Genomic DNA, 13,849 nt, shown 5'->3' on the forward strand with positions numbered 1-13,849 from the left:
CCTGTTGGTGCGCTCAGATCCGACGCGGCCGAATAGAAGGGCGAAGCTCACGCCAGCGTGCGATGCGCACGGAACGCGGCGGCCAACGCGCTCAGTGCGGCGCGCGACCGTCGATCGCTCAACGATGAATGAAGCACGACCTCCGAAGGCGGCAGCTTGGGAAGCCCAAGCTTCTCCCCGATGTCGAAGGTGCCGGCCGGTGCAATCCGATACGATAGCGGCGCAATGGCAAGTCCCGCCACGACAGCCGCGTGGACCGCCGAGGAGCCGCCGCCCAAAAATACCTCGGTCCATTTGATACCGGCCGCATCCAGCGCCTGTGTGGCGATGTTGCGGACGCCGCAGGTCGGCGCGAGTGCGGCGAGGCGCAAGGGCTCGCCCTCCCTGTGATCGAACCCTTGCGCCGCAAACCAGCCGAAGCGCTCATGCGCCAGCGTCTCGCCATCGCGACGATCGTCCTCGCGCTGGACGATGGCCGCATCGAGTCGTCCCTGGTCGAACAAGTCCAAGAGATTGCGCGAATTGTCGAGTTGGACCTCGATCGTCAAATTCGGATCGTGCGCGTGAAGCCGTGACAGCAAGGCGGGGACCTCCGGGCCCGCAACATGGGCGGCAATGCCAAGGCCGAAGTGACGCGGAGGCGCGCTGAGCCCGGCGATCGCGCGCTCGTGCGCCGCGATGAGCTCCCGTGCGCCCTGCAGAAACGCCGTCCCCTGCGCCGACAGCCGCACCGATCGCGGCGTGCGTTCGAGCAATCGATGCCCGACGCGATCTTCCAACCGCTTCAGCTTGACGCTGATCGCGCCTTGCGTGGTCCCCAGCGCCTTGGCAGCCCTCGTAAAGCTGTGGAGGTCCGCCACCATCACAAAGGCTCTGACGGCATCGACATCGAGCGAGAGCATTCCAGTCATCCGGCTTTGTTGTCTCTGAAATCTATATTGATCGGATTTTGTTGTGGTCAAGGGCGCCCTATGTTCGCTCGGCCTGACGCAGGCCTGGGCGCACGGGAAACCATTCTTTCCCGGAGCGAGCGACGTCGCGCGTCCGCGCCGGCAATCAGCACGATTTTTGGAGATCACGGCCTTGACGTTCTCACCATCACGACGAAACACAATCGCACTGGCCGCGGCGTGCCTCGCGTCCCTCATGTTCGGTCTGGAGATCTCGAGCGTGCCGGCCATCCTGCCCACGCTGGAGGTGGTGCTGCACGCCAACTTCCAGCAGCTGCAATGGATCATGAATGCCTATACTATCGCGGTCACGGCGGTGCTGATGGCGACGGGGACACTGGCGGATCGTTATGGTCGAAAGCGCGTGTTCGTCGTCAGCATCGCCGTGTTCGGCCTGGCTTCGCTGATCTGCGGCCTGGCAGAGGACGCGCTCCTGCTCATCGTAAGTCGCTTCCTTCAGGGCATGAGCGGCGGCGCGATGTTGATCTGCCAGGTCGCGGTCCTCTCCCATCAATTCCGAGAAGGACCCGAGCGCGCACGCGGCTTCGCCGCCTGGGGGATCATCTTTGGCATCGGCCTTGGCTTCGGCCCTATCATCGGCGCAGCAATCGTCGCGGTCTCCGGCTGGCAATGGGTGTTCCTGATCCACGCATTCATCGCGGTCGTCACGATCGCGCTTGCCGCGACGGGCGTACGGGAATCGCGCGATCCCGAGGCCAAGCACCTCGATATCACGGGCATCGCGACACTCTCGATATCAGTATTCTGCGTCGCCTTCTACATCACGCAAGGTTCCGACTTCGGCTTCGGCAGCCTGACCGGCCTTGCAATCGTGGCGACGGCCGGTTTGAGTTTTATCGCCTTCTTGCTGGCCGAGCTGCATAGCGCCCGTCCGATGTTCGACTTCTCCGTTTTCCGGATCAGGGCCTTTTCGGGCGCACTCATCGGATCGGCCGGCATGAACTTCAGCTTCTGGCCGTTCATGATCTACCTGCCGATCTTCTTCCGCAGCGCCCTTGGATACGACAACGTCGCGGCAGGCCTTGCATTACTCACCTACACGCTTCCCACGCTCGTGATCCCGCCATTCGGCGAACGGATATTGCTGAGGTTCGGCGGCGGGATCGCCGTCCCGTCCGGCCTGTTCGTCATCGGTCTCGGTTTCATGCTGATGTGGGCCGGCAGCGGCGTCGCGCATATCACATGGCTGACGCTGGCGCCCGGATGTCTGGTTGCAGGCGCGGGCCTCGCCCTCACCAACACGCCGGTGACGAACGTCACGACGGGTGCAGTGTCGAGCACGCGCGCCGGCATGGCATCGGGCATCGATATGAGCGCTCGCATGATTTCGCTGGCGATCAACATCGCCTTGATGGGATTCATCCTGATCGCGGGCATTTCCTCCTCGCTGCGTGGCGCGTTGCCGGGTGGGCTCGATGCCGATCGCCTGCAGGATCTCGCGCAACAGATCGCAAGCGGCGCCGCTCGCATCTCGGACTTTCCCGAGCTCGGCTTGCTGCCGGCAGCGGAGGCCGCCCTGCAAGGCGCGCTGATCCACGGCTTCAGGCTGGTGATGCTCTACGGCGGATTGTCCGTCTGGATCATGGCGCTGGCGAGTTCTGTGGTTTTTGGCGAGAGCTACATCACACGGAAGCGCCGCGCCCAGAACAGAGATGAGCCAAGTTGTCTTCCTCGCTCATCGGCCTGATTGGATGGGTTCGGCAATGCCTTGCAGCAACACCTTCTGGTCGAGGTAAGGCTTGCCGCCCGGGAATGCTGCACCCACCCTCCACGCGGCTCGATGACAGGCAGATCGGCCTGCGCATTCATGCGTGAGACATGGTCGGCAGATCACTCCAGGCCGCACGATGGGAAACGTACGGCACCATGCCCCGAGCTGGCGCGATTATCCCGAACATGCAGAGCTACGACGTGTTCTATAAGAAGCTGATCAACGCCGTCCCGCTCAAGAACGTCACCTCGCGTTTCGCGATGGAGAAGATCAAGTCGATCACCGCACTGCCGATCCCGCTGGTGGTGCCGGACCAAGAAGCGGGGCGGAGGCGAGCCTGCCCCACGCCGAGCGGCTGGGTAACGACAGCACGGTACCAGCACGCACGCATTGCATCGGTTGTCCGACTTGTTCGCCGCATTACGCGGTCCTCCGACGAGGTCGCTGCAGCCCCGCTCGAATGGCGCCCGGGGGCTGTATGCTGGCTATATAAGCGAACTCAGTAGCTTAGGTGCTGGCTGGGGCGGGAGGGATCGAACCTCCGAATGGCGGAATCAAAATCCGCTGCCTTACCGCTTGGCTACGCCCCATCAGACGACGAAGGGAACGGCGGAAGAACTGGCACCCGCAGATTCCTCTGGTCGCAGCCGGTCTATAGGGAGCGGCGCAGCATTTCAACCGCCTGGAGGGGCAAAATACCCCGGAGCGAGGGCCGGCCCGGCCACACTCTTATACGCCCGATCCCTGCCCGGCCCCGGCCCTCCCGCCCATTGAGACCTCCGGCGTTTCATGGGAATACGGCGCCAAACCTGTCTTCGGGAGTGAGCCATGACCTACCGCGCACCGATCTCTGACATGCTGCTGTCGCTCAACCATGGCGCCGGCCTCAAGGCCGCCGTGGAGGCCGGCCATTACGGCGATTTCGACGGCGACATCGTGTCCGCCGTGCTGGAGGAAGCCGGTAAATTCGCATCCGCCGTGCTGGCGCCGCTCAACAAGGTCGGCGACGAGCACGGCATCAAGCTCGACGCCGGCAAGGTCACGACCGCGCCGGGCTGGCCGGATGCCTACAAGCGTTGGATCGACGGCGGCTGGAATGCAGTGTCCGGACCGGAAGGTTTCGGCGGTCAGGGCCTGCCGACCGCGATCAACGCCGCCTGCACCGAGATCTGGAGCGCGTCGAACGTTGCCTTCGGCCTCTGCCCGCTGCTCACGGCCTCCGCGATCGAGGCGCTCGATGCGCATGGCAGCGACGAACTCAAGACGATCTATCTCGAGAAGCTGGTCACCGGCGAATGGACCGGCACCATGCAACTGACCGAGGCGCAGGCCGGCTCAGATGTCGGCGCGCTGCGCACCCGCGCAGAAAAGCAGGCCGACGGCACCTATCGCATCAAGGGCACGAAGATCTTCATCACCTATGGCGAGCACGACATGACCGACAACATCGTGCATTTCGTGCTGGCCCGACTGCCGGACGCGCCTGCCGGCACCAAGGGCATCTCGCTGTTCCTGGTGCCGAAATTCATGGTCAATGCCGACGGCTCGCTCGGTGCGCGCAACGATATCTTTGCGAGCGGCGTCGAACATAAGCTCGGCATGCATGCCTCGCCGACCTGCACCATGACGATGGGTGATCACGGCGGCGCAATTGGTTTCCTGATCGGCGAAGAGAACCAGGGCATGCGCTGCATGTTCACGATGATGAACCAGGCCCGCCTCGGCGTCGGCCTCGAAGGCGTCGGCGTCGCCGATCGCGCCTATCAGCAGGCACTCGCCTATGCACAGGAGCGCAAGCAGGGCCGCGCCGTCGGAAAGAAGGGCGACGGGTCGGATGCGATCTTCGTGCATCCCGACGTCAAGCGCATGCTGATGCGGATGCGGGCGCAGACGGCGGCCGCGCGCACCATCTGCTATGCGACTGCGGTCGCGATCGACGTCTCGACGCGCGCCAAGGATCCGAAGGTACGCGCCGACGCGGCCGCACGCGCCGCGCTGCTGACTCCGATGGCAAAAGGCTATTCCACCGATATCGGCAACGAGGTCGCCTATCTTGGCGTGCAGGTGCATGGCGGCATGGGCTTCATCGAGGAGACCGGCGCCGCACAGCATTATCGCGATGCCCGCATCACCGCGATCTATGAAGGCACCAACGGCATCCAGGCGATCGACCTCGTCACGCGCAAGCTCGCGGCCAATGGCGGGGCGTCGGTGTGGGCACTGCTCGACGAGCTTTCCGCCACGGTCGAGCAGGTCGAAGCCTCGAACGATCCCGCCTTCGGCACCACCGGCGTGAAACTGCGCGAGGCGCTGGAAGCGCTGACGCGAACGAGCAAGTGGCTCCTGGAGCGCGTCACATCTGCGCCGAACGAGGCGCTCGCCGGCGCGACGCCGTATTTGCAGCAGTTTGGCTCGACGCTCGGCGGCTGCATGCTGGCCTCCGAAGCGCTCGCCGCCAAGGCCGGCGGCAACACGGATGCCGCGCGCTACGTCTCGCTCGCCCGCTTCTTCGCCGAGAACATCGCCGTGCAGGCTGGCGCGATCGAGCGCACCGTGACGGAAAGCGCGGAGTCGGTCGCGGCGGCGGATGCGGTGCTGTTGGGGTAACGTGAGGCGTGCGTAGCCCATACGGAGCGAAGCGCAATCCAGGCTATGACGTTGCGACCTTCGCCCGCCTCCCCGGCCGCCACAGCACGATGCAAGCCGCGACGACATCGAGCACCACGCACATCGCGAACGCGATGGTGTAGTCACCGCTCGCGCTGCGCACGAGGCCGACGATGCCCGGGCCGAAGGCGCTGACGATGCCGCTGATCGACGTCCCTAACCCCATCGCGGCTGCGAAAGCAGTGCTGCCGATCTCGCGCTGGATGATCAAGGGAGGGAACGTGATCATGTTGCCGATCGAGAAGCCATAGACGGCGCAGCACATGAGCAGCACGGCCGGGCTCTGGCTTTGCAGGAGAACGAGCAGCGCCGCCGCCTGGCTCATCATCGACGCCGCGCATGCAAGTCGCGGCTCGAGCCGGTCGACAAACACGCCGAGCGACAGCCGCCCGACTACGGCCATGGCCGCCATGACGGTGACCGCGAGGCCTGCACTGGCGCGGCCGATCAGCGGCTCGAGAAACGTCACCTGGTGGATGATGAATCCCATCTGCGCCAACAGCGCGATCGCGATCGGCAGCACCATGGTCCAGAATGACGCGTTGGCGAGCAGCTCCTTTCGCGGATGACGCGCGGCATTGCCTCCCGGGACACCTGCCGCTGCATTCGACAAAGCGTCGGCCGGCCAACTGGTGAATACGACGACCACCGGCAGCACCAGCACCACCATCACGATCGTGGCCGCAAGCATGGCCGAGCGGAAACCAATGCTGCTGCTCAGCGCCAATAAGGCCGGAACGAGGATGATGCCGCCGAAGGTGGCACCGTTGAAGGCGAGGCTGAGCGCGAGCCCGCGGCGCTGCGCGAACCACGCATTCAGCACGGTCGCGATCACCACCGAGCCCATGCCGGTCCAGCCGACCGACATCAGCGCATAGGCAAGATAGAGCTGCCAGGGCGTCTGCATCAGTCCCAGCAGCGCCGTCGATGCGCCAAGCGCCGTCAACCCGCTCAGAATCAGCGCCCGCAACCCGATGCGGGCAAGCAGATCGTCGGTGAAGATGACGAGGACGGAGGTCAGCAGGAACGAGAAGGTGCTGGCCGCGGACACCAGCGTACCGGGCCAGCCATGGGCGCGCTGAAGCTCGGCGAGATAGACACCCTGGCCATACAGGCCAAAGCCGAACATGAAGAAGGCCATCAGGAAGCAGGCCAGCACCACGCGCCAGCCGCGGTAGTGAAGAGAGGATCTGTCAACGCCCGTTGCGGCAGTCATCGATCAAGTATCGGCCTTATGGAACGAGACGGCTGATCGTGACGCACAACCACCGGTTTTTCAATTGAAACATTGTAGCCGTTTGTTGCAACGCGCAAACGCCGCAGCACCTGTGACGGAGCTTTCGCGCCGCGGTTCCCGGGCGGCGCCGCCATCGGACGGGTGTCATGCAACCGCTTGCGAGTATCGCCGCCGAAATGGTTGAGCCGCAGGATTGGCACGCCTGCCGGATCATGTAGGCTGAGCCTCGCGAGAGTCGCCGATGGCAGGCGCCGCGGCGGCAGCAGGGAGTTGTCATGCCGAACGGCAATATCGTCGTCACCGAAGAGCGTGGAACGCGCGTGATCACGCTGCGCCGGCCTGGCAAGAAGAACGCGATCACCCAGGACATGTATCGCGAAATGAGCCGCGCGATCGACACCGCGCAGAACAATCCCGACATCCGCTGCATGATCATCACCGGCGGCTCCGGCGTATTCACAGCCGGCGACGACATCGACGATTTCATGAAGGCCGACGCGTCGCGTCCCGAGACGCTGTCGGATGGTGCCAAATTCCTGTATTCGCTGGCCCTCAACCTCAAGCCGATCATCGCAGCCGTGGACGGCGCCTCGATCGGCATGGGCACGGTGATGCTGTTTCATTGCGACTACGTGCTCGCCTCCAACGCCGCGACGTTTTCGGCGCCTTACATCAATCTCGGGCTCGTGCCGGTCGGCGCCGCCAGCCTGCTGATGCCGAGCACCATGGGTTACCAGCGCGCCTTCGCCATGCTGGTGATGGGACGCAGTTTCACCGCCGCGGAGGCTCATACCGCCGGCTTCGTCAACACCGTGGTGTCGCCGGGACATACCGAGGTCGAGGCCCGCAAGGTGGCGCGCGAGATCTGCCGCCTGCCGGCGGAGGCCGTCGCAATCTCGCGCAAATTGCTGCGCGCAGCCCCGGAAGAGCTCAGCCGCCGCATCGACCAGGAAGGCCATTTGTTCAGCGAACGGTTGAAATCGGACGAGGCAACGGCCGCATTCAATGCGTTTGCGAACAGGAAGAAGAGGTAGGCAAGAGAACTTTCGTGAAATCTTCGCGCGGAATGACTAATCTGGTTCCATGCGATATCTTCTCCGCCTGACCAGCTTCGCCCTCGCGCTCGCCGCCCTTCCCGCAGCGGCCCAGACCGCGGCGCCCGTCGAGTTGCGCATTCTCGCGATCAACGATTTCCACGGCAATCTCCGTCCGCCGCCGGGCGGCATCCGCATCAATGACCCCGAGGACAACAGCAAGAAAGTGATGGTCGCCGCCGGCGGCGCCGAGTACTTGGCGACGCTGGTCAAGCAATTGCGCGAGGGGCACAAGAACACCATGTTCGTCGCGGCCGGCGACCTGATCGGGGCGAGCCCGTTCCTGTCGGCGATGTTTCACGACGAGCCGTCGGTCGAGGCGCTCTCGATGATGGGGCTTGCGATCACCTCGGTCGGCAATCACGAATTCGACGAGGGCACGACCGAGTTGCTCAGGATGCAGAACGGCGGCTGCCATCCGGAAGATGGATGTCAGGGACCAGGTCCCTTCACCGGCGCGAAATTCCACTATCTCGCGGCGTCCACCATCGAGGCCGCGACCGGCAAGAGCGTGTTGCCGCCTTACGAGATCAGGGAATTCGAGGGCATCCCGGTCGCCTTCATCGGACTGACCTTGAAGGACACCGCCGGCATCGTCTCTCCGTCAGGCATTGCCGGGCTCGAATTCTGCGACGAGGCCGAGACGGTGAACGCACTGGTGCCGCAACTGAAGGCGCGGGGCGTCGAGGCCATCGTGGTGCTGATCCACCAGGGCGGCGAGCCAAGCGGCGATTACAACGAATGCGCGGCGATCACGGGGCCGATCGTCGATATCGTCAAGAAGTTCGACCGCGCGGTCGACGTCGTGGTCAGCGGCCACACCCATCGTGCCTACGTTTGCCAAATCGACGGCCGGCTGGTGACCAGCGGCGACAAATACGGCACGCTCGTCACCGCGATCGACCTCAAGCTCGATCCGGCAACACGCGACGTCGTCAGCGCCAGGGCCGAAAACGTCATCGTCGCCAACGCTTCACTCGCCAAAGATCCCGAGCAGACAGCGCTGATCGACGCCTATGACAAGCTCTCGGCGCCGATTGCCAACCGGCCGGCAGGGTCAGTGACGCAGACGCTGTCGCGCGTGCCGAACGAGGCCGGCGAAAGCGCACTCGGCGACGTCATCGCCGATGCACAGCTTGCCGCAACCAGAGACGCCAAGGATGGCAGCGCTGTCATCGCGTTGACCAATCCCGGCGGCATCCGCACCGACATCATCCCGAAAGAGAACGGCGCGGTGTCCTACGGCGAACTGTTCGCGAGCCAGCCGTTCCGCAACCGCCTCGTCACCATGACGCTGTCGGGCAGCCAGCTCAAGGACATGCTGGAGCAGCAATGGCTCGATCCGAAGCGGCCGCGGATTCTTCCAGGTGTCGATCGGGTTCAGTTACAGCTGGGACGCATCAAAGCCGTTCGGCGAGCGCGTGATGGCCGACAAGATGACGCTCAATGGCAAGCCGATTGAGCCGGATACGGGCTATCGCGTGACCGTCAACGACTACCTCGCCGTCGGCGGCGATGGATTCACGGTCGCAAAACTGGGCGCATCGCCACAATATGGCGGCTATGACGCCGATGCTCTGTTTGCCTTCTTTAAAGCGCATGGTCCGATCGGCCCGCTGCCGCCCACCCGCATCCTGCGGGTGAATTGATCGGGATCAAACCCGGGCGGAACGGGACGCCCTTTGCCATTCGCGGTGGAACGCATAGATTGGGTTTCGCATTGCGTTTTGGCGCCGGATGCGCCAAGCGACGCTGAGAGTTCGTTCGCAGTGAGGCCGACTTGATGAGCACGCTTCTCCTTTCCCACAAGGCCTGCCTCGACCACGTCACGCCGCCGGGACACCCTGAAAGACCGGACCGCTTGCGCGCGGTAGAGGAAGCGCTGTCGGTCGAGCGCTTCCAGTTCCTGGCACGCGACCTGGCGCCCGAGGGCGATCTCGACCTCGTCACACTGTGCCACAACGAGGATTACGTCACCGAGCTGCGCCACATCGCGCCGACCAGCGGTCAGGTCTATATCGACGGCGACACCTCGATGTCCCCCGGCACGTGGGAAGCGGTGATGCGCGGCGTCGGCGGCGCCGTGGCTGCGACTGAAGCGGTGATGAACGGCGAGCATCGCAACGCCTTCGTCGCGGTGCGCCCGCCCGGCCATCACGCCGAGATCGGCAAGCCGATGGGCTTCTGCTTCTTCGACAATGCCGCAATCGCCGCGCGCCATGCGCAGCGCAAATACGGCATCAAGCGCGCGGCCATCGTCGATTTCGACGTGCATCACGGCAACGGCACCCAAGACATCTTCTGGTCGGACCCGACGGTGATGTACTGTTCGACGCATCAAATGCCGCTGTTTCCGGGCACCGGCGCCAAGGGCGAGCGCGGCGATCACGACACCATCGTCAACGCACCGCTCGCCTCGGAAGACGGCGGGCCCGAATTCCGCAGTGCGTTCGAGAATTTGATCCTGCCGCAACTCGAAAAATTCAACCCGGAGTTGCTCGTCATCTCAGCGGGGTTCGACGCGCATTACCGCGATCCGCTGGCCTCGTTGAATTTGCATGCGGAGGACTACAGCTGGGTCACGCGCAAGCTAATGGACCTTGCCGACAAGTCCGCTGGCGGGCGCGTGGTTTCTGTGCTCGAAGGCGGCTACGACCTGCAAGGACTGAAAGAATCTGTTACGGCGCATGTCGGCGCCCTGATGGGCGCTTAGACAGACCCGCCACATTAAGCCCGCAAAACGCTGCTGTTTTACACGAGAAGCGAATCGGGCAATCGGAAACGGATATGGCCGAAAATACCCAAGTCGACGTCTCCCGGCTCACCTTCGAGCGTGCGATCGAGGAACTCGAAACGATCGTGAAGCGGCTCGAGGACGGCAAGGTGCCGCTCGAGGAATCCGTCACGATTTACGAGCGCGGCGAAGCCCTGAAGCGCCGCTGCGAGGAGTTGTTGCGCCAGGCCGAGGCGCGCGTCGACAAGATCACCACCGATGCCAGCGGCCAGGCCACCGGCACCGCCCCGCTCGACGTGCAATAAAGGGCCCCTTCCCAAAGCTGCCCGTTTCGAGCATCGGCCGCCTGCGTTTTTTCGAGATCGCACGCCGCTATCTCTACTCTCGCCGCTGGGTGGCTGGACACCTTAATTGAAGAACTTTCTCGCGGGCGCCGTCTTTTCCGGCGAATCCCGCTGGATACCGGGTTCTTTGGCCCCGAATCCTGCCCGGGAACCGGGCAGGATTGGAACCTCCTCTCCAGCGCCGCGGTTAACCAAACTGGCCCGCCGGTTGCACATGCATATCCGTAGTCGGTCGGGCGGGTTGGCTTTGGCCCAAGCTTTGGTGTAAAGCTGCGCGGAGTGTGGCTTTTTGTTAGCTTTGACGTGGGGACCGAGTGCCGACGACAAACGCTTCAAATTGCTAAGGAAATTGGCTGGGACGGACGAAGCCGATCTACGTGACAGGGATCACAGAGACTGAACCGGAGCGCACTTAAGCTCACCTAAGCTTGAATACGGGGCATTGCCCCGTGCCGGTGGCTCTGACGGTTTAAGGACTCGCGCTGCGCCGATATTGTGCAAACCCATCGCGCACCGGAATGATGTTCCGGCGCTGACAAATTGGAAATCGCCGTGAACGCATACAGTAAAACGCCGCTTCTCGACACCATCCGGACGCCGGAAGACCTGCGCAAGCTCAAGGTCGAGCAGGTTCGTCAGGTCGCCGACGAGTTGCGTCAGGAGACCATCGATGCCGTCTCAGTGACCGGCGGTCACTTCGGTGCGGGCCTCGGCGTGGTCGAGCTCACCACTGCGATCCACTACGTCTTCGACACGCCGCGCGATCGGCTGATCTGGGACGTCGGCCATCAGGCCTATCCGCACAAGATCCTCACCGGACGCCGCGATCGCATCCGCACGCTGCGCACCGGCGGCGGCCTGTCCGGCTTCACCAAGCGCAGCGAGAGCGATTACGATCCGTTCGGTGCCGCGCATTCCTCGACCTCGATTTCCGCGGGCCTCGGCATGGCCGTCGCGCGCGACCTCGCCGGCGGCAAGAACAACGTTATTGCTGTGATTGGTGACGGCGCGATGTCGGCGGGCATGGCCTACGAAGCCATGAACAACGCCGGCGCCATGAACTCGCGCCTGATCGTCATCCTCAACGACAACGACATGTCGATTGCGCCGCCGGTCGGCGCCATGAGCGCCTATCTGTCGCGCCTCTATTCCGGCAAGACCTATCGCACGCTGCGCGATGCGGCCAAGCAGATCAACAAGCGCCTGCCCAAGATCCTCGCCAATCGCGCCAACCGCGTCGAAGAATATTCCCGCGGCTTCATGATGGACGGCGGCACGCTGTTCGAGGAGCTCGGCTTCTATTACGTCGGCCCGATCGACGGCCATAACCTCGACCATCTCCTTCCCGTGCTGAAGAACGTGCGCGACATGGAGACCGGCCCGATCCTGGTCCACGTCGTCACACAGAAGGGCAAAGGTTACGGCCCGGCGGAAGCTTCCGCCGACAAGTACCACGCCGTCGTCAAGTTCGACGTCGCGACCGGCACCCAGGCGAAAGCCAAGCCGAACGCGCCGGCCTATCAGAACGTTTTCGGCCAGAGCCTCGTCAAGGAAGCCCAGAAGGACGACAAGATCGTCGCCATCACCGCGGCGATGCCGTCCGGCACCGGTGTCGACATATTTAACAAGGCGTTCCCCGACCGCACCTTCGACGTCGGCATCGCCGAGCAGCACGCGGTGACGTTTGCCGCCGGTCTTGCGACCGAAGGCTACAAACCGTTCTGCGCGATCTACTCGACCTTCCTGCAGCGCGGTTACGATCAGATCGTCCATGACGTCGCGATCCAGAGCCTGCCCGTACGCTTCGCCATCGACCGCGCAGGCCTTGTCGGCGCCGACGGCGCGACGCATGCCGGCTCGTTCGATAACGCCTATCTCGGCTGTCTGCCGAATATGGTCATCATGGCGGCGGCAGACGAAGCCGAGCTGGTGCACATGGTGGCGACCCAGGTTGCCATCAACGATCGTCCGAGTTCGCTGCGTTATCCGCGCGGCGAAGGCCGCGGTATCGAGATGCCGGATGTCGGCGTTCCCCTCGATATCGGCAAGGGCCGCATGATCCGCCAGGGCAGCAAGATCGCCCTGCTCTCCTTCGGCACGCGTCTGGCCGAGTGCGAGAAGGCCGCCGACGAGCTCGCCGCCCATGGCCTCTCGACCTCCATTGCCGACGCGCGCTTCATGAAGCCGCTCGACACTGAGCTGGTGCTCAAGCTCGCCCGTGACCACGACGTTCTGATCACGGTGGAAGAAGGTTCCATCGGCGGCTTCGGCTCGCATGTCGCGCAGTTCCTGACCGATCAGGGCGTGCTCGACACCGGCATGGTCAAGTTCCGCACGATGGTCCTGCCCGACGTGTTCCTGGACCACGACACGCCGAACGCGATGTACGCCCGCGCCGGTCTCGACGCCAAGGGCATCGTCGCCAAGGTGTTCGAGGCGCTCGGCAAGGACGTCAAGACCGAGACGGTCAAGCTCGCCTAAGGGCGAGCTTCGGCCTGACGCGAAGCAGCGCGACCTTCATGAAAATCTATCTGGCAGGTCCCGACGTGTTCCTGCCGGATGCGATTGCGATCGGCCGGCAGAAGGCCGCGATTTGCGCTGTCCACGGCCTCACCGGCCTCTATCCTCTCGACAACGCCATCGACCTCACCACACCTGACGCGTCGCGGCAGATCTTCTGCGGCAACGAGGCCATGATGGATGCGGCCGACGCCATCATCGCGAACATGACGCCGTTCCGCGGCGCCGGCGCCGATCCCGGCACCGTCTACGAGCTCGGCTTCATGGCCGGGCGCCGCAAGTTTTGCATGGCCTATTCCAACGATGGCACCACCTATGCCGACCGTCTCGGCCGCTTCATGCACGTCTCCTCCGAGGACGGGCGGCTGGTCGACGCACAGGGGTTGACCGTCGAAGATTTTGGCCTCGTCGACAATCTCATGATGATCCATGCGCTGGAACTGCACGGCTGTCCGCTGGTGACGCCGACGAGGCAACCAGTCAATGTCTGGCACGATCTCGCCGCGTTCGAGACTTGCGTCCGGATGGCAGCCGCGCGATTGATCGCACCATAAGCGCTTCACTTCGCCTC

General features: G+C 63.9%; 9 protein-coding genes, 1 tRNA gene and 2 pseudogenes. 9 read left to right on the top strand and 3 right to left on the bottom strand.

Translation table 11 applies throughout. The features are described 5' to 3' along the window. Positions 1 to 47: 47 nt before the first annotated feature. Positions 48 to 902 carry a LysR family transcriptional regulator gene (locus ACTGJ9_RS33555; protein WP_456674536.1) on the bottom strand — a complete coding sequence of 285 codons (855 nt, stop codon included), beginning with the start codon at positions 900 to 902 and terminating at the stop codon, positions 48 to 50. A 244-nt stretch (positions 903 to 1,146) separates the two neighbouring features. Here ACTGJ9_RS33555 and ACTGJ9_RS33560 point away from each other — a divergent pair, with 244 nt between their 5' ends. Both ACTGJ9_RS33560 and ACTGJ9_RS33565 read left to right on the top strand, forming a co-directional pair. Further along, positions 1,147 to 2,658: an MFS transporter gene (locus tag ACTGJ9_RS33560; RefSeq protein WP_456674537.1), complete on the top strand. Its 1,512-nt coding sequence runs from the start codon at positions 1,147 to 1,149 to the stop codon at positions 2,656 to 2,658. 209 nt (positions 2,659 to 2,867) lie between these two features. Further along, a pseudogene (locus tag ACTGJ9_RS33565) lies at positions 2,868 to 2,990 on the top strand (transcriptional regulator); the annotation flags it as partial. A gap of 207 nt (positions 2,991 to 3,197) precedes the next feature. Here ACTGJ9_RS33565 and ACTGJ9_RS33570 read toward each other — a convergent pair. Next, positions 3,198 to 3,272, bottom strand: a tRNA-Gln gene (locus tag ACTGJ9_RS33570). Positions 3,273 to 3,510: 238 nt separating this feature from the next. Between ACTGJ9_RS33570 and ACTGJ9_RS33575 the strand changes: the two genes are divergently transcribed. Further along, positions 3,511 to 5,289 carry an acyl-CoA dehydrogenase gene (locus ACTGJ9_RS33575; protein ID WP_456674538.1) on the top strand — a complete coding sequence of 593 codons (1,779 nt, stop codon included), beginning with the start codon at positions 3,511 to 3,513 and terminating at the stop codon, positions 5,287 to 5,289. Positions 5,290 to 5,332: 43 nt separating this feature from the next. Here the strand turns inward: ACTGJ9_RS33575 and ACTGJ9_RS33580 are convergent, their stop codons facing one another. After that, the gene (locus ACTGJ9_RS33580; RefSeq protein ID WP_456674539.1) at positions 5,333 to 6,565 is read right to left on the bottom strand and encodes an MFS transporter; all 1,233 of its coding nucleotides are present in this window, start codon (positions 6,563 to 6,565) and stop codon (positions 5,333 to 5,335) included. A 296-nt stretch (positions 6,566 to 6,861) separates the two neighbouring features. Between ACTGJ9_RS33580 and ACTGJ9_RS33585 the strand changes: the two genes are divergently transcribed. The 6 genes and pseudogenes from ACTGJ9_RS33585 (at position 6,862) to ACTGJ9_RS33610 (ending at position 13,832) form a co-directional block, all read left to right on the top strand. Continuing rightward, positions 6,862 to 7,620, top strand: coding sequence for an enoyl-CoA hydratase-related protein (locus tag ACTGJ9_RS33585; protein WP_456674540.1), 759 nt, complete (start codon positions 6,862 to 6,864; stop codon positions 7,618 to 7,620). A gap of 49 nt (positions 7,621 to 7,669) precedes the next feature. Further along, a pseudogene (locus ACTGJ9_RS33590) lies at positions 7,670 to 9,329 on the top strand (bifunctional metallophosphatase/5'-nucleotidase). A 134-nt stretch (positions 9,330 to 9,463) separates the two neighbouring features. Next, positions 9,464 to 10,393, top strand: coding sequence for a histone deacetylase family protein (locus ACTGJ9_RS33595; protein ID WP_456674541.1), 930 nt, complete (start codon positions 9,464 to 9,466; stop codon positions 10,391 to 10,393). Between the two features lie 74 nt (positions 10,394 to 10,467). Further along, positions 10,468 to 10,719, top strand: coding sequence for an exodeoxyribonuclease VII small subunit (locus ACTGJ9_RS33600; RefSeq protein ID WP_008132970.1), 252 nt, complete (start codon positions 10,468 to 10,470; stop codon positions 10,717 to 10,719). Positions 10,720 to 11,310: 591 nt separating this feature from the next. Continuing rightward, positions 11,311 to 13,239 (top strand): 1-deoxy-D-xylulose-5-phosphate synthase, encoded by a 1,929-nt coding sequence (gene dxs / locus ACTGJ9_RS33605; RefSeq protein WP_456674542.1) that lies wholly within the window; start codon positions 11,311 to 11,313, stop codon positions 13,237 to 13,239. Between the two features lie 38 nt (positions 13,240 to 13,277). Beyond that, entirely contained in the window at positions 13,278 to 13,832 is a 555-nt protein-coding gene (locus ACTGJ9_RS33610) for a nucleoside 2-deoxyribosyltransferase (RefSeq protein ID WP_456674543.1), read from the top strand. Positions 13,833 to 13,849: the final 17 nt, after the last annotated feature.

The organism is Bradyrhizobium sp. RDM12 (genome assembly GCF_051917485.1).
GTDB lineage: Bacteria > Pseudomonadota > Alphaproteobacteria > Rhizobiales > Xanthobacteraceae > Bradyrhizobium.